The 16,232-nt window shown below is 46.5% G+C and carries 12 protein-coding genes; 4 read left to right on the plus strand and 8 right to left on the minus strand.

The window, feature by feature from the left end; translation table 11 throughout:
* Positions 1-179: 179 nt before the first annotated feature.
* Entirely contained in the window at positions 180-1,568 is a 1,389-nt protein-coding gene (locus MD535_RS02300; RefSeq protein WP_265673325.1) for an MATE family efflux transporter, read from the plus strand.
* Positions 1,569-1,626: 58 nt separating this feature from the next.
* Here MD535_RS02300 and dgcA read toward each other — a convergent pair whose 3' ends face one another.
* The 8 genes from dgcA to mnmC form a co-directional block, all read right to left on the minus strand.
* The gene (gene dgcA / locus MD535_RS02305; protein ID WP_265673570.1) at positions 1,627-2,592 is read right to left on the minus strand and encodes an N-acetyl-D-Glu racemase DgcA; all 966 of its coding nucleotides are present in this window, start codon (positions 2,590-2,592) and stop codon (positions 1,627-1,629) included.
* Positions 2,593-2,626: 34 nt separating this feature from the next.
* Positions 2,627-3,628: an N-acetyltransferase DgcN gene (dgcN, locus tag MD535_RS02310; protein WP_265673326.1), complete on the minus strand. Its 1,002-nt coding sequence runs from the start codon at positions 3,626-3,628 to the stop codon at positions 2,627-2,629.
* 150 nt (positions 3,629-3,778) lie between these two features.
* Positions 3,779-4,687, minus strand: a complete 909-nt coding sequence (locus MD535_RS02315; RefSeq protein WP_265673327.1) for a LysR family transcriptional regulator — start codon at positions 4,685-4,687, stop codon at positions 3,779-3,781.
* 163 nt (positions 4,688-4,850) lie between these two features.
* On the minus strand, positions 4,851-6,626 hold the full coding sequence (locus tag MD535_RS02320) for a M28 family metallopeptidase (protein ID WP_265673328.1): 1,776 nt from the start codon (positions 6,624-6,626) through the stop codon (positions 4,851-4,853).
* Positions 6,627-7,188: 562 nt separating this feature from the next.
* Entirely contained in the window at positions 7,189-7,563 is a 375-nt protein-coding gene (locus MD535_RS02325) for a diacylglycerol kinase (protein WP_279348196.1), read from the minus strand.
* Positions 7,556-8,641, minus strand: coding sequence for a DUF4056 domain-containing protein (locus MD535_RS02330; RefSeq protein ID WP_265673329.1), 1,086 nt, complete (start codon positions 8,639-8,641; stop codon positions 7,556-7,558). The genes MD535_RS02325 and MD535_RS02330 overlap by 8 nt, the downstream gene beginning before the upstream one ends.
* Positions 8,642-8,808: 167 nt before the next feature.
* Positions 8,809-9,876 carry an ABC transporter substrate-binding protein gene (locus tag MD535_RS02335; protein WP_265673330.1) on the minus strand — a complete coding sequence of 356 codons (1,068 nt, stop codon included), beginning with the start codon at positions 9,874-9,876 and terminating at the stop codon, positions 8,809-8,811.
* Positions 9,877-10,191: 315 nt separating this feature from the next.
* Positions 10,192-12,207 carry a bifunctional tRNA (5-methylaminomethyl-2-thiouridine)(34)-methyltransferase MnmD/FAD-dependent 5-carboxymethylaminomethyl-2-thiouridine(34) oxidoreductase MnmC gene (gene mnmC / locus MD535_RS02340; protein ID WP_265673331.1) on the minus strand — a complete coding sequence of 672 codons (2,016 nt, stop codon included), beginning with the start codon at positions 12,205-12,207 and terminating at the stop codon, positions 10,192-10,194.
* A gap of 174 nt (positions 12,208-12,381) precedes the next feature.
* On the opposite strand from mnmC, the gene fabB reads away from it, so the two are divergent.
* The 3 genes from fabB to MD535_RS02355 all read left to right on the plus strand — a co-directional run bounded on the left by fabB (position 12,382) and on the right by MD535_RS02355 (position 16,107).
* On the plus strand, positions 12,382-13,593 hold the full coding sequence (fabB, locus tag MD535_RS02345) for a beta-ketoacyl-ACP synthase I (protein ID WP_265673332.1): 1,212 nt from the start codon (positions 12,382-12,384) through the stop codon (positions 13,591-13,593).
* A gap of 370 nt (positions 13,594-13,963) precedes the next feature.
* Positions 13,964-15,097 (plus strand): 4-phosphoerythronate dehydrogenase, encoded by a 1,134-nt coding sequence (locus MD535_RS02350; RefSeq protein WP_265673333.1) that lies wholly within the window; start codon positions 13,964-13,966, stop codon positions 15,095-15,097.
* Positions 15,094-16,107 carry an aspartate-semialdehyde dehydrogenase gene (locus tag MD535_RS02355; RefSeq protein WP_265673334.1) on the plus strand — a complete coding sequence of 338 codons (1,014 nt, stop codon included), beginning with the start codon at positions 15,094-15,096 and terminating at the stop codon, positions 16,105-16,107. The genes MD535_RS02350 and MD535_RS02355 overlap by 4 nt, the downstream gene beginning before the upstream one ends.
* Positions 16,108-16,232: the final 125 nt, after the last annotated feature.

Genomic DNA, 16,232 nt, shown 5'->3' on the forward strand with positions numbered 1-16,232 from the left:
AGGGCAAGGCGCGCTATTTTGCGTGCTTTCGAGTCGAACATCAATACAATTCTCAGTTATTGGTGGCTTGAAATTGACCATGATGACGTTTATATTGTCGCCGCCCACAGGGCACACCCTAAAATGCACACCGCCATCCTGCCATTATTGGTGCATTTATATTGGTGTTTTGAACCCCCATGCAAACTACAATTCGTCCTTTTTTACCTCGTTTTACCCGCGAATCGGGAGCGTTAATGACGTTGTCGACGCCCATTATTTTGACCCAGCTTGCGACCCAAGCGATGGGTTTTGTCGATACCACAATGGCTGGGCAGGTGAGCCCAGCTGATCTGGCTGCGATAGCGCTAGGCACCAGCCTTTGGATCCCAGTGTTATTGCTTTTGCGCGGCATTATTATGGCGTTAACGCCAGTGGTGGCGTTTCACCGTGGCGCCCGTGATTTTGACAGCATTTCTGTAGAATTTGTGCAAATGCTTTGGCTCGCTCTAGCCTCAAGTGTTTTGCTGATTGGCTATTTATTAAGTGCTAAACCGATCTTGCAATGGATCGGTGTTGCCTCTGAAATCATCCCTATTGCCAGCGACTATGCGTATGCTCTAGCGTTTGGCGTACCGGGCATCGCTCTGTTTTATACCTTAAATGGCTTTTGCGAAGGAATGAATAATACCAAAGCGCCGATGATCATTTCGGTCTTGGGTTTGCTCGTCAATATTCCTGTGAACTATGTCCTTATTTACGGCAAGTTTGGTTTGCCAGAAATGGGCGCCGTAGGCTGTGGTTGGGCGACAAGTCTCGTGTATTGGATGATGTCGGCGTTGTTGTACTCTTATATTAAAGGGCACCATCATTTTAAAACGATTTTGCGTTTTAAAGACACGAAGCCGCGAGCAAAAGAAATTGGTCATTTGGTTAAATTGGGGCTACCAATTGGGATGAATATTGCCGTGTGTGGCAGTATTTTTGCCGTGATTGCGTTGTTGATTGCACGGATTGGTGCAGAAAACGTTGCTGCAGCTCAGATTGCCCTGAATATCTCTAGTATGACGTATGTGATTCCAATGAGTATTTCATTTGGTATTACGATTCGTGTTGGTCATGCTCTTGGGGCTAAAGACCATTCGGGTGCCGTCGAGCGCAGCCAGTTCGGTATTCTAGTGGCGGCGTTAATGTCATTGTTGTCGGTGGCGATGTTTTTGTTGTTCCCTGAAGTGATCATAAGGCTCTATACCACTGATCCAGCGATTAGCGCGACCGCGGCAACGTTATTAATCTTTACTGCTATGTATCAATTTAGTGATGCGCTGCAAACGTCAGCAAATGGTGCGTTGCGCGGCTATAAGGACACCAAAGTACCGATGTTTCTTGCTATTGCCTCTTATTGGGGGCTTGCGCTGCCGATTGGGGTGGTATTAGGGTTAACGGACCATATTGTTCCAGCAATGGGAGAAGAAGGGTTTTGGGTCGGAATACTGACCGGGCTAACGGTTGCGGCAGCCTTAATGTTGTTTCGTCTACGAATTGTCATTCGCCGTTATTCAAACAACCAGGATGTTTCAGCCGCGTAATTAGCAAGGCCGAAACCAAACAGCCCGAGCTTTTATACTCGGGCTTTTTCTTATTCCATTACACGACTATTGCGCCATTTTGGTACGTGAGTTTATCGTCTATATCACTTCCTAAAAGAACGGGCCCATCGAGGTCAACAATCTCAGCGTTGTTGGCGATTGGTAGGGCGGCTTTCATCGCCAAAGAGGTGCCAAGCATGCAGCCTGACATAATACGCATCCCCGCTGCTCGCGCTTGCTTTTCCAGTGCTAAGGCTTCGGTGAGTCCACCCGTTTTATCCAGCTTGATGTTGATCATTTCATAGCAGCCAATTAAGGCGTCAAGTTCGGCGCGAGTATGGCAGCTTTCATCGGCGCAAAGTGGAATAGGGTGGGGAATACCCGTAAGCAAATGATCTTGCCCGCTTGGTACGGGTTGCTCGATCATCGTAACATTCAGTTTGGCAAGGGCGTTAAAAACGGTGACTAGATTCAATGTTTGCCAAGCTTCGTTAGCATCAATAATGATTTTTGCCTTGGGAGCGGCTGCACGAATCGCGCGAGTCTTTTCAATCACCTCATCAGCATCAAGCTTAACCTTAAGTAAGGTGGCACCATTTTCAACATACTCTTTTGCTTGAGCAGCCATGCTTTGGAGGTTAGCCATTGAAACGGTCATCGCGGTCTCAATTTTGGGTTTGATAGAAAATTGCTGTTGTGGGAACTGTCCCCCAGCTTGCTTGGCTTCCAGTGCCCACAAGGCACAATCAATCGCATTTCTTGCCGCACCAGCAGGCATGGTTTGTAAGGCGGTACGAGCTGCTTGCGGTGTTAATATACTCAGTGGTTGGCTGAAATATTCAACTTGAGCCATCACCGAATCTACGGACTCACCATATCGAGGGTAAGGCGTGCATTCTCCTTGTGCCGTGTCATTAAGGTATTGTATGGAGACGCGCACAACATCGCAGTGAGTACGAGTGCCACGAGAGATAGTAAAGGGTCGCGCTAACTGAATCGCGTGATGGTAACTGCTGATTTTCATAGTGTTCACTCAATGACTCCCATAGCGTTATTTATCATACAGTGAGTTTGTCAGTGATGGTCTCGACGCCAAAACGCACGGGATCCGTGACGGGAAGTCCAAGCTCTTTACCCCATTTGACACATAGCTGCTTGGCTTCAGATTCAATTAATGAGGAGGTATTTAAACAGATACCGACGAACTGGACGTTGGCGTTGGTCACACGTGCCGCCAAAAGGTTGGCTTGGATGGTTTGTTCGAGGGTCGGTAACTGGGCGTGCGGTAGGTTGCGAATGTGTTGACGGCCCACTTCATGGCATAGAACGAGCGCATCAGGTTGTGCGCCATGCAATAATCCAAGACTAACGCCTGCGAAAGACGGGTTAAATAACGACCCTTGTCCTTCAATAATGTCCCATTGGTGCGTGTCGAAATCAGGGCTTATTTGTTCAACAGCACCCGAGATAAAATCCGCCACCACGGCATCAACGGATATACCTTGACCGTCAATTAGGATGCCGGTTTGACCGGTGGCTTTGAAGCGAGCGTTGATTCCACGTGAATTAAGTGACTGTTCGATTGCTAAAGCACTGAACATTTTGCCAACCGAGCAATCTGTACCAACGGTTAGCAGCCGCATGCCTTGACGCTTTTTCCCTGTCCCCACACATAGCCGTTCATTGTAGTGGCGAACGTCAAATAGATGGGTAATCCCTAGGTTTGCTAACTCGGTAAGTTCTGGTATTTCAGACAATCGTTGATGCATGCCTGAAGCAATATCAAACCCCATGTTCGCGGCGCTGATCAGCGTGTCTAGCCAATTTCTAGGTATTACTCCCCCCGCATTCGCCGTGCCGATCACCAAGGTTTTGGCGCCTTGCTGTTTTGCTTGTTGCAGGGTCATCTCACTAAGACCTAGCGAAACGGTGTCTGCGGTGAGTCTAAGTTGACCCAAGCAAGCCTCAGGCCGCCATTGCACGATACCACGCGCCGTTTTTGCGGAAAGAGGGTCGGTAACATCCCCGAGGAAAAGTAAGTATGGTTGAGAAATTCGCATGGTGTCCCTTTCATTTTGCGTGCATTAAGTCACACCTAAGATAAACGCGGTTGGAGCTAGGGACGAATACTCTATTGTTGGTCGCCTATAACGTGAGGTTATGGGCAGTGCTAATAGACAGTGGTTTAGTATTTTTACTGCGTTACTGCGTTACTGCGTTACTGCGTCATACTGGCGAAGTTGCTGCAAAAACTGTTTTGAAGTAATCGACAGTGGGTGCAGATCACTGGTCATTAAAGAGACGGAACAATCTAGTGGTGTGTTCAATTCTGCGACATAGAGTTCAGGGCAATGTTGGTATTGAGCGGCTGTCCAAGGGTCAACAATGGCAATGCCCGCGCCAAGTTTCGCAAGCTCTGCGCCAGCGCTGTAATTTCGTACGGTGATAGAAGGGGCGTGGTTTGAGTCAATGTTAGCAATGGCTTGAGATAATTTGTCTCCCAATGGATCGCGGTTGTCCAATGCGATAATTGCGATGTCTTGCTGCAGCAATAGTTCGAGCGGGATGTTAGTAGGGTGCTTATCAGTGCGGATTAATGATTGGCAAGGTAAGCGAGGCAACAGTATTTTCATGGCGGTTTTTATGAGTGATTCATGAGAAATCCCGGCCGGTGTTTTGTCGCCAAAGGCGATCGCGATATCGAGTTCATTATTCAGTAATGCATCGCACAATTCGTTCCGATTTCCTGTGGTTAAATCGATAGTACAGGCGTGTGATTGGTAGAAAGCCGCGATGATTGGGGTGAGTAAATGACTAGCAAGTACCGGTGGCGCACCAATGCGAATATGTTGGTGTCCTTGCTTTACCTTATTGGTGATCACTCGAAACTGATTGAGCTGCCGGTAGATGTTTTCAACTTCTGGCAGCAGGGTGTTTGCTTCAAGGGTAGGGACTAAGCGCCCTTTGACTCGTTCAAAAAGAGTAAAACCAAGCTGCTGCTCCGTATGAGCGAGAACTCGTGTGACATTGGGTTGTGATACATGTAGATTTTTCGCCGCACCGGAAACGGTGCCTGCTTGCATGATGGCGTAAAAGACTTCCAATTGTCGTAGGTTCACGTGTTTTCCATTTGTTTCTTCAATATGGAATCACTGTAATGGAATTTGCTTAAATTGAGAATCTTCATTGTTGCATCATGCCGTAGTGAATGGCTGCGCTGTGATCATGAAGCTTTCCCTCTAGCACGCCGGTACTAGAGGAAAAGCATGGCTACGACGTGAGTTAGTGTTTATCTTGATCAAAATCGCCGTGGAAGTGGTCATGATCAGAAACGCTATCAGCGGCTTTAAGTCTTTCGCCTATGCGTAGTGATTGCGACGCGTTTTCGCGCAACCCAAAGCTTGCTACCTGTGGTGCAGCTTGCGGTTTTTCTGGGAATAAACTCGGACTCATGGCGTAATACGTTGTCACGTAGGCAAGTGCTTGAGTATTGACATACAGCGCTTCTTGGCTGATGTTATTGAGGTCATCACACGCTTGGTGGTAACAGACATCATAAGCGACGCCAATATCGCCACCAAACTGCTCAACTTCTTCCGCCGATTTTACTTTCTCAGCGCCAGTAAATAGCCCACCAAATGCCACGCCCCAATCAGCAAAACCTGCATAATCGGAACGCTTGGAGAGGGCTTGTGGTACCGTTGCCAGCGTTTTTGAGCCAAAGAATTCGTTGAAATTTAGCTCAATATCAGAGGTGCCATAAGGTGGTTCAAAACTGCCAGTGTAAGCATTGTCTGGGCTGTCTTTGGTATCGGATAGATCACCATCCATCACACCAAGTACGTAGTTAGGCGAGCCAATCATATCGAAGTTGAGGTAGAGCTTAATATCATTGATCGCATTATAACGAGCCTCAACCAAGTCGACTTGGTCAGCGGTGAGCGCTGATGGGTCGCTAAGCCCGAGCTCTGCCAGTATTTCGTTTTGTGCTTGCGTATACAGTTGAGAGAAAAGTGTGCTGGTGTAATATTCAGAGCCCACCAGCCCGGCTTCTTCTGCTGCCCACCAAGCGAATCTAACTTTATTTTTAACGGGTATGCCTAAATCAGCCAATGTGACAGCATATTCCAGTAGACCTGCAGTACCCGAGCCATTGTCGTTGATTCCCGGTCCCTCAGGCACTGAATCTAGATGAGCGCCAATCATGACAATCTGTGATTCATCCCCACCTTTGGAGTCGGCAATAATATTCTCAGTGACAACAACCTCATCTTGAACGCTGACAGACAGCGATGCACTGACCGCATTGGCTTGTGATAAATCATACCAGGATTTACCAAGATCATAGCGCGCACCAAAAGCTGGGATAGTCGCTAAACTGTCGCTTCCCAATGTGCCGTTAACCACACTTTTACGACCTTCATCATTACCTTGGTTGAATACAATGGCCGCAATGGCTCCGGCATTTTGAGCGTTAACGACTTTAGCATCAAACGAGCAGCCACCGCGTTGTATGACGGCAATTTTGCCAGCAATGGATTTGCCAGTGAAATCGGATGCTTCACAGCCGTCTGTGCTGTCGTAGTCGCTGGCGTCGAAGCGGAAGTCTGGTGTCACAAAGGCAAGGTTACTCGTCAGTAATCCGCTAGACGACCCAGAGTAAGACATGGTGGCAAAATCGGGCTCTTGCCCTGATTGAACGTCACGAACCCCAATGAGAGGCTGTGTATCAACGACAAGCTGAGTGCCCGTTAGTTCTTCCCATGCCCGGAAGTCAAAGGATTGGGTAGTGACGTCATAGCCACTGTTTTGCATGACTTCAACGATATACTCCAACGAGTTTTGATAGCCTTTCGAACCCGCTGCGCGCGTGGTTGACGCGCCATCAGAGGTGGTAGAAGCCAGCCCTTCTAGCGTGACAAGGTGCTCAACCACTTCTTCACGTTCAATCTTCTCGCTGACGTATTTGGCAACGTTTTTCGGGTTTTCCCACCAACAGCCACTGAGCATTGTTGTACTGACTATTCCAGCCAATAGCATTTTATTATGTTGTTGCATCTGTTACTCCATGTTGAATATTCCATATGGGTTATGCATTCACCGATGTGGTGCATAACGAATAATGATTATTCAAGATGAATGTAAATAAAATGTAACAAAGCGCCAGTGTTAAATCGTTGGAAGACAAATCTAATTAATATTATGCAATGAGTGGCATTTTCATTGATGAGTGGATAGCAGGTCTACATTCCAACATATTAAGAGAACATGCTTATATATTATAGACTTATCAATTAAATCAGAAAACCGATTAACTTGGAAAGAGTAGGGCAAGAGTGAAAATGATCGCGAATAAAATGGCGATAAGCTTGAACAGTTTACCGAGTTGGTTTGTGCCGCCGTTGGGCGGACGATTGCAGCATCCCATGAATTGGCCTTAGTGGTATCGTGTTTAGATAACACTAAGGCTTGACCTATGGGGAAGGTCAAGTCTTATTAGCACCAGTTTGGGCTTACTTGCGTAAGTCAAGAGTGATTAACGTTGAGCTTGAACTTACGAACTATTAATTTGAACTCACTAATTATTGTTTTGAATGTATTAGATAATGGTTTGAACGTATTAGATAAAGTAAGTCCAAAGGATGCTTGCCCAGACGAGTAATGCTAACCCGATTGCAACAAATACTGCCGCAGAACCTAGATCTTTGGCACGCCCTGATAGTTCGTGACGCTCTAGACCGATTCTATCGACAACGGCTTCAACGGCTGAGTTCATCAGCTCAACGGTGATGACAAACAACACACTGCCAATTAATGCCGCTTTTTCTATCAGTGAAATATCCAGTAATAAAGCGACGGCGACCGCAATCACGAGACCAATGATTTCTTGTCTAAATGCTGCTTCGTGCTTCCAAGCGGCGATTAAACCAAACCAAGAGTATTTAGCGGCGAGGAGTATACGTTTGATACCTGTATTTTTTTGCATCTCAGTCATGGCTTTTGTTCAACTTCATTGATAATGCGTCATTGCGGTTATTTGAATGCTTATCGTCTTCGGCTTTCGCAATATCAGCAAGCGATTGGAAATCGTTAGCTGTCCATATTTCCTTTGACTTCAAAGCGACGGGGAGTATATCAAACGATTTGATATTGTCAGCTTTTACTAATTGAAATTCGGCGTATTTCTCAAGCTCTGCAAAGTCATTGAGTGCTAATGGTGTGCCGTTTTCTATGCCATTGGGCGTTAAAGCTAGGCTAAAGTGGTAGTCGCGAGTTGTTACGACCCACTTGTTAGGTAGGCGGTTGTTGCTGTCCCACCATATGCCATCCAATGCCTTGAGTTGCGCGATGGTTGTATCTTCGTCTTGTGCATCTAACGCTTTGAGATATTTGCGGAAATACTGTGGGAACAATAAGACGAAGTTCTTTTGAGTAATCGCAGGGTTCACCTCGATAATTTCTAGGGCAATACGCGCCCCCAACATATTGGAATAAAGATCTTCGGGGGAAAATGCCGATGCGTATTCTTTAAAGCCACCGACAGAGACTAGGCCATACCATTGGGCGACTTCGTGCCATTGCGCTAATCGAAATGCAAGCAGCGCGGCCAATTTTGCATCTTCATGCTCGGCAGCATTTAACGCATTGAGATCCGTCATTTCAATACGGCGCTCACGCAACTCAGGCGTAAGTTTAATCGACAGCGTGTCCTCCTTGCGGTTTTTGATAGCGCGATAGAGATAAAAAGCAAAATCAGCCGTGTCGCGAACATGCGCGGTATCGATGAATCCGCCTTTATTGGTAAAAATCAGACCATTGGTTTCTTCAGATGTGCCAAATAGGCTACTGACAACGTTGGAAGAACCGTCGTTAAAGACGTGCGCCTGAATATCTTCCGGGTTCAAGACATTATTGATAGAGAAGAAGGGCACAGGGACGCTTCCTAGCTCTGCTTTTAAGCCCGTTCCAAAGGCGCAACATGGTCGAATTCCAACGGGTACGGTATCGGTTGATGCAAAACTAGGTTGTAGTGATGCAAACAGTAGACTGATGAACAAAAAAGCAACTTTCATAAAGAACCAAATGTCATGGGTGAAAAATAAAGCCGGCTAGTGTGGAGTTTACACTGACCTGCAATGTCAGGGGAATGCAAAAACTTATGGTGACGATAATGACAGTAAATAGAAATCGAATTTACCATTGTGCGCCATGATTGAATTATCTTATATAATGTAGCGTTCTATTTTTCTTTTCGTTGCAGATAAGGGTCAATGGGATTGCTGCTTAGATCGATGGCACGAAAATCAATGTTATTCCATTGCTTGTCTACTAAAACGTGGAATAAAGTCGTGTCCGGCTCAATCAAGTGGAAAAGCGTAAACTTAGTGCGCTGTGGCCAGATCTTCCCTGTTCGGTGCTGGTGTATTTTTACCAAGGCTAGACCAACTGCGGTAAAGTGACCGCCACCAAGAACCGTGACATTGCCTTGATCCAGTTCATTAAGTACTCGAGTTGACGTGTTGATAGTGCTGATAAATGCGTCTTCTCCTATGACTTTATCGTTTTTTTTGAGCGCGCGTTGAGCGCCATAAGCCATATGATCATTCGCGGTCCAGATGTAACGAACATTCGGGTAAAGGGAAAGGATCCGATTCGTTTCGTTAAAAGCACGGCTTTCTTGCCATTCACCATAGCCATGACGGACACCGTCTAATCCCCCTACTTGTTCAATAAAGGCAAGCGCGCCAGCTTTGCGCTGTATTGAAGCAGGAGTATGGGTGTCTCCTGAGAGTAATAGTGCGTCTCCCGAGCGTTGACCTCCTTTTCTATATAGCGCCTGAGCAGTGAGGTACCCAATACGGAAGTTGTTCGGGAAAACACCAGGCAGTAATCGTTGCTGCCATTTAGCGTCTTGTTGTATGGCTACTAATTCATCGGGAGTGAGGTTGTTTAGCGTAAACAGGACATGCGATGAGCTATTACTCAGTGTTCGAAGTAACGCTGGTCCTGTTCGAGCTTCGTTGACGAGAATGACATAATCTGGGGTGTTACCCGTTGCGATTCTTTCGGATAGTCGCTGGTGGGTTAAGTCAGCATCACGCTCCCCGTGAATGATCTCCAAGTCAATGGTGAGTGCTTTTGCTGCTGCTTTTGCATAGTCATCCACGTCCTGCCAAAAGCTTTCATCGGCGTGACCCGGATTGACAAACACCACTCGTGGCGCTGAGTCTGTACTTGCTAATAACCCTGAATTAAAAAACAGGCACCATAAGAAGGTGAGTGATGTGAGTCGTTGTGTCCATTTCATCCTGCTCTCCCTGTGCTTTTAAGCAGTATGGGAAGCGTTCTAGTGCCTGTCGACTGTGAACGATGGGTATAGGCCTTCGTCTCAGTTCTAACACGTCGTCTCTTTTCTAAGAGCGTTTATACCGGCACGAGTCTTGTCATGATTAAGAGGCGTTAAACGATAAGGTGAAGTCTTATATATGGGGGGAGGTGGGACATTGATATAAGGAAAAGTGGTGGGGGAGGCGAAATAGACAGAAAATAGCGAGTCTCATGTTAGTGATAACGAACATAAGACTCTACTTTAACGACGACTTATCGGCCCGTACTTGATTGATTAACCAAATAGCGGGCGTGACTTCTTGATTCTTCTGATCCATGTTCGGCTAGGATGAATACCAGAAAGTAAGTCTACTGGGAGTGGGAGTGGGTCACCACAAATCTGTGAAACTAACGTTTCCGCAATGAGTGGTGCAGAGCTTAAACCACGCGAGCCCAGGCCCAACATACAAAACAAGTTACGGTGTTCCGGTACTGCAGATACTGAGCTAGGCGATGCAGCATGCAAAGCGCGGAGTTGCTCATAGTCAGTGACCTGACCGACGAACGGTAAATGGTCGCGGCTGACACTACGTACTCCTTGTCGCGCTTGATTGGTTGAGGTGTCTACGTCGTTTACCCACGGTGTGTGAGGCAGACAGCGCTTGAGTTTTTCTTGGTTGTCGAGTTGTGCGTCGGCGTCGAACTCGTTATTGATATTGTCTTTATCGTAACTTGCACCAATGCAGTGAGTATCGGTGTTGGTGTTGCAAGGCGTGAGGTAACCGTCATAGCACAATACTGTCTTGAGCTGTGAAAGCTGCTTGGTTGTGGGGATATGACTGACTTGTCCTTTCACAGCAGATAAATGTAAGTGTTGGGTTTGCTCTAACTGAGTAAACTCATGCCCATTAGCAATGATAACAATATCAAATGTTTGCTCATTATTGTTGGCGTTATTGGTTGAACTAGAAATACGCCATTGTCCATTACTTGCCGGTTTAACATTGGTCACTGCGGTCGAAAAGTGACAAGTAAGATGATTCTCTTGCTCTGCTTTTCGAATGAGCCCTTGAGTAAGCTGAGCGGGGCACAGCCAACCACCAAGTGGGTAGCTGACACTTGCAAAAGGTGAGTCAACACCTATCGTATTTGAGGTGTCTTGAGCGGACAACCCTTGTACTAGTGCTGCCGGAAATTGGCCATGCAGCATTTTACTAAGTTTAATGTCAGACTTTTCGTCCCACATTAATTGAGTCACGCCACACCAGTCATGATCAAAGTGGACGTCCATTGCCGCTTGTTCTGCAAACTGTCGTGCGTATAAAAAGGACGGAGCAAAGACCCTTGAAACGCCTTTATGCTCGCCATTAAGCAATGGATAAACCGCGCCCTGTCGGTTACCTGATGCCCCTTCCGCGGCTTGAGCATCTTTACAAAAGAGGGTGGACTGGATACCACGTCGAGCTAGAGAAGTGATTAAGCTTGCACTGGCAATGCCTCCCCCAATAATGGCAATACGACCGATTGAACTCGGTGCAGTGCGTTGATAAAGCGGATCAAAATTACTGTAAGACTGCTTTTGACTAATGTGGCCTGCAATCATTTCTCGCTTAGTGCCGAAACCTTTGGTTTTTTGCATATCGAAACCCGCGTCGATAAGACCACGGCGCACGAATCCGGCTGCAGTAAACGTGGCGCATGTTGCATCTTGTTTGGCAAGCTTGACCATGTTGTTGAATAAGGTCTGATTCCACATTTCAGGGTTTTTGCTAGGTGCGAACCCGTCTAAAAACCAGCAATCCACAACACCTTGCTCGGGTGTGGGTACCAAAGGCATGCAATCTTTAATATCACCGAACCAGAGGTCTAAGGTAATCATGCCATTAGCCAATACTATTCGATGACATTCAGGCACAGCTATGGGATAGTGCGCTTGCAATTTTTTGGCGTACTTTTCGAGTTCAGGCCACGCTTGATGTGCTTTTTCAAGGTCGGACTTTGTTAGTGGGTACTTTTCAAAGCTAATAAAATGCAGCTCTTGCATCGCTGCATCTGGGTTTTGCTCTCGAAATTGCTCAAATTGTTGCCAAGCTGCGAGGAAGTTTAGCCCAGTGCCAAAGCCAGTCTCGGCAATGACAAAACGTCGGTTCGGTAATTCGTGCCAGCGCTGAGGAAGGCGGTTTTTCTCTAAAAAAACGTAGCGTGTTTCTTCAAGACCATTGACGTTTGAAAAGTAAACGTCGTCAAATTGGTCTGAAACCGGCGTTCCCGCTTCGTTCCAATCGAGTTGAGCGTGAGTGATAGAAGTCATAATATTGACACTTAACTTGTGTTATACCCATTGTATAGTCGTTATCACAACTACAGTTATGGGGCATCAGTTGCAGTAATTGATGTGAATTGTACGAATTTATGGGAAAGCTGACCACTTTTATCCCGTAACTTCGTTATTATTTAGCAGTTTTGAAATTTATAGGAATGTCACATGAAACGAGTCGTAATTACCGGTATGGGTATTGTTTCGAGCATCGGTAACAACGTTGAAGAAGTTTTAGCGTCTCTAAAAGCAGGCCGTTCTGGTATTAACGCCTCTGAGCAGTTTAAAGAAATGGGCCTTCGTTCTCAAGTTTGGGGCGATCTGAAAATTAAACCAGCGGAACACATTGATCGTAAAAAAATGCGTTTTATGGGTGATGCTGCAGCGTACGCTTACCTTTCAATGGAGCAGGCAATTGCCGATGCTGGATTGTCAGAAGAGCACGTTTCAAATGATCGCACTGGTATTGTTGCGGGTTCTGGCGGTGCGTCAGCACTGAACCAAACGCTAGCAGTGGATACCATTCGTGAGAAAGGCGTTAAGCGCGTAGGTCCATATATGGTTCCTCGTACTATGTCTTCAACGGTTTCAGCTTGTTTGGCGACCCCATTCAAGATTCGTGGCGTTAACTACACAATGAGCTCAGCATGTGCGACATCAGCACACTGTATCGGTCACGCGATGGAGCTGATTCAACTAGGCAAGCAAGATATCGTTTTTGCTGGTGGTGGTGAAGAGCTTGATTGGACGCAAACTATGATGTTTGACGCCATGGGTGCACTGTCAACGAAATACAACGACGATCCAACGAAAGCATCCCGTACTTATGATGCAAATCGTGATGGCTTTGTTATCTCTGGCGGCGGCGGCATGGTTGTTGTCGAAGAGTTAGAACACGCATTGGCGCGTGGCGCGACTATCTACGGTGAGATTGTTGGTTACGGTGCAACATCAGATGGCTACGATATGGTAGCACCATCAGGTGAAGGCGCAGTGCGTTGTATGAAGATGGCAATGCAAGACGTTGATAGCATCGACTACGTTAACACTCACGGTACGTCTACTCCCGTCGGTGACGTGAAAGAGCTTGGTGCTATTCAAGAAGTATTCGGTGGCAACAGCCCTGCTATTTCAGCAACTAAAGCGATGACAGGCCACGCACTGGGTGCGGCTGGTGTGCATGAAGCAATTTACTCAATGCTAATGCTTCACCATAGCTTTATCGCGCCAAGCATCAACGTCGATACGCTTGACGAAGCGGCTGAAGGTTTAGACATCGTGAAAGAAACTCGCGAGCAAGAGCTGAGCACCGTAATGTCAAATAGCTTTGGTTTTGGTGGCACAAACGCGACATTGGTTATTAAAAAATACCAAGCGTAAGCGTTTAATCTCGCGTCGTGAAACGATGCCAGGGCAACTTACTGAACTGGCATTGAACCAATGTCGCGAGAGACAATTTAGAAGTTTCCAGAGCTGACTGATGGAAGTCAGTCGCAGACGCAAATTTTGACCCCTGGAGAGCGGGTCAAAATCCTTTTGTTCTGGATTATTGCCCGGCCTTTTTTAGGACGGGCATTTTTCTTTCTGGCGTACAAGAAGTTGTGGTTATGAAGAGGGCTCGCCATGGCAGGCTAGCTAGGATAACCCGGTAAAAGTAACGAGGATAAATCGGTGCTAAACCTTTCTCGACAGCTTGCCGTTTATCTTGCACAATTCAGGCATATTTAAAGAACCCATCAGGAACTAGGTAATGAAGATTATTGTAGATGAGGCGATGCCTTATGCGGTTGAGCTATTTCAACAACTTGGTGAGGTGGTTGCGATGCCGGGTCGAGAGCTAAGCGCAACTGACCTTGTTGATGTTGATGCACTGATGATTCGCTCTATCACTAAAGTAAATGCGACCTTGTTGGCGAAAGCCAATCGTTTGAAATTTGTTGGAACAGCGACGGCGGGCATGGACCATGTTGACCAAGCATTACTGAAAGAGAAAGGCATCTTCTTTACCGCTGCACCAGGGTGCAATAAAGTCGGCGTTGCTGAGTATGTGATGAGTAGCTTAATGGTGATTGGCCAACAGCAAGGCTTTTCTATCTTTGATAAAACGGTGGGCATCGTCGGCTGTGGTCAGGTGGGCAGTTACCTACAAAAATGTTTAGAAGGTATTGGTGTTAACGTTTTGATTAATGATCCTCTAAAGCAACAAGAAGGGGATAAGCGCACGTTCACTGAACTTGATACTTTGTTAGAGCAAGCCGATGTGATTACGACTCACACGCCGATTACCACTGATGGTGAGTTTCCAACGCATCACCTGATTAATGAACAGCGTTTAACGCATTTGCGCGCCGATCAAATATTGATTAACGCAGCTCGTGGTCCTGTGGTCGATAATCAGGCGTTGAAACGTCGTTTACAGAAAAATGATGGGTTTACGGCGGTACTTGATGTGTTTGAATTTGAACCTAAGGTTGATTTTGAACTGCTTCCTCTGCTAACGTTTGCGACCCCTCATATTGCAGGCTATGGTCTAGAAGGGAAAGCACGTGGAACGACGATGATTTTTAATCGCTTCTGTGAGTTTATGGAATTGGAAAATCGTGCCAATCCAGATGCATTATTACCTGTTGCGCCGATCCCTGAGATCACATTAGATCGAGAGTGGGATGAGGCGGTACTGCACAGTTTAACGCAAGTGATCTATGACGTCCGTAAGGATGACGCTGTTTTTCGTCGTGAAATTCGCACAGAAAATGGTTTTGATAGTATGCGCAAACATTATTGGGACAGACGCGAATACGGCGCTGTTCGAGTCAAAGGTCATGCCGATTGTAATTTGGCACCTTTGGCTGAGTTAGGATTTCAAATAGAGGTAAACCAATGAGCCAACAATTTAATATCGCTGTATTCGGAGCTACTGGTGCTGTAGGTGAAACTATGGTTGAGGTACTTCAAGAGCGTGAGTTTCCTATGGGCGATGTTTACCTTCTAGCGAGCGAGCGTAGTGAAGGCAAAACGTACCGAGTGAACGGTAAAACGGTACGAGTACAAAACGTTGAGGACTTTGATTGGTCTCAAGTTCACATTGCACTGTTTTCTGCCGGTGGCGAACTGTCTGAAAAGTATGCGCCGATTGCTGCCGATGAAGGCGTGGTTGTCATCGATAACTCGTCACACTTCCGTTACGACTTTGACGTCCCTTTGGTGGTGCCAGAAGTTAACCCAGAGGCGATTGCTGAGTTCCGTAACCGCAATATTATTGCTAACCCAAACTGCTCAACTATCCAAATGCTAGTAGCGTTAAAACCGATTCACGACGCAGTAGGGATTGAGCGGATTAACGTTTCAACTTACCAGTCTGTTTCAGGTGCTGGTAAAGCGGGTATTGATGAGTTAGCTGGACAAACGGCATCATTGCTAAATGGTCGACCTGCAGAAACTAGCGCTTTTGATCAACAGATCGCGTTTAACTGTATCCCACAAATTGATCAGTTTATGGATAACGGTTACACCAAAGAAGAAATGAAAATGGTGTGGGAAACGCAAAAGATTTTCAACGATCCAAGCATTATGGTTAACGCGACCTGTGTGCGCGTACCTGTCTTTTATGGTCACGCAGAGTCGGTCAGTGTGGAAACTCGTGCACCGATTGATGCGGACGAAGTAACACGCTTGCTTGAACAGACGGATGGGATTGAAGTATTCCACGGTCAAGAAATGCCAACGCAAGTTCGCGATGCTGGTGGTAAAGATCACGTCTTAGTTGGACGTATCCGCAACGACATTAGTCACCACAGTGGTATCAATATGTGGGTTGTCGCGGACAACGTGCGCAAAGGGGCAGCAACGAACGCGGTTCAAATTGCAGAAGTACTGATTCGAGATTACTTCTAAAAACTGCGTCATTTTTAACCAAAGGCCTCTTTATGAGGCCTTTGTGCTATCTAACCGTGTGAACTTGATGCGATTATCTTGCTTGATTCGAGTTTTTTCCCATAGAACCTATAGTTTTGGAGCAA

It is taken from the genome of Vibrio qingdaonensis (genome assembly GCF_026191675.1).
In the GTDB taxonomy this organism is placed as follows: domain Bacteria; phylum Pseudomonadota; class Gammaproteobacteria; order Enterobacterales; family Vibrionaceae; genus Vibrio; species Vibrio qingdaonensis.

Bases quoted from the DNA above. Each gene is read 5' to 3' on its own strand.
- MD535_RS02320 (WP_265673328.1), bottom strand. From the start codon at position 6,626: ATGCAACAACATAATAAAATGCTATTGGCTGGAATAGTCAGTACAACA.
- dgcA (WP_265673570.1), bottom strand. From the start codon at position 2,592: ATGAAAATCAGCAGTTACCATCACGCGATTCAGTTAGCGCGACCCTTT.
- fabB (WP_265673332.1), top strand. From the start codon at position 12,382: ATGAAACGAGTCGTAATTACCGGTATGGGTATTGTTTCGAGCATCGGT.
- MD535_RS02325 (WP_279348196.1), bottom strand. From the start codon at position 7,563: ATGACTGAGATGCAAAAAAATACAGGTATCAAACGTATACTCCTCGCC.
- MD535_RS02335 (WP_265673330.1), bottom strand. From the start codon at position 9,876: ATGAAATGGACACAACGACTCACATCACTCACCTTCTTATGGTGCCTG.
- MD535_RS02330 (WP_265673329.1), bottom strand. From the start codon at position 8,641: ATGAAAGTTGCTTTTTTGTTCATCAGTCTACTGTTTGCATCACTACAA.
- mnmC (WP_265673331.1), bottom strand. From the start codon at position 12,207: ATGACTTCTATCACTCACGCTCAACTCGATTGGAACGAAGCGGGAACG.
- MD535_RS02355 (WP_265673334.1), top strand. From the start codon at position 15,094: ATGAGCCAACAATTTAATATCGCTGTATTCGGAGCTACTGGTGCTGTA.
- dgcN (WP_265673326.1), bottom strand. From the start codon at position 3,628: ATGCGAATTTCTCAACCATACTTACTTTTCCTCGGGGATGTTACCGAC.
- MD535_RS02300 (WP_265673325.1), top strand. From the start codon at position 180: ATGCAAACTACAATTCGTCCTTTTTTACCTCGTTTTACCCGCGAATCG.
- MD535_RS02350 (WP_265673333.1), top strand. From the start codon at position 13,964: ATGAAGATTATTGTAGATGAGGCGATGCCTTATGCGGTTGAGCTATTT.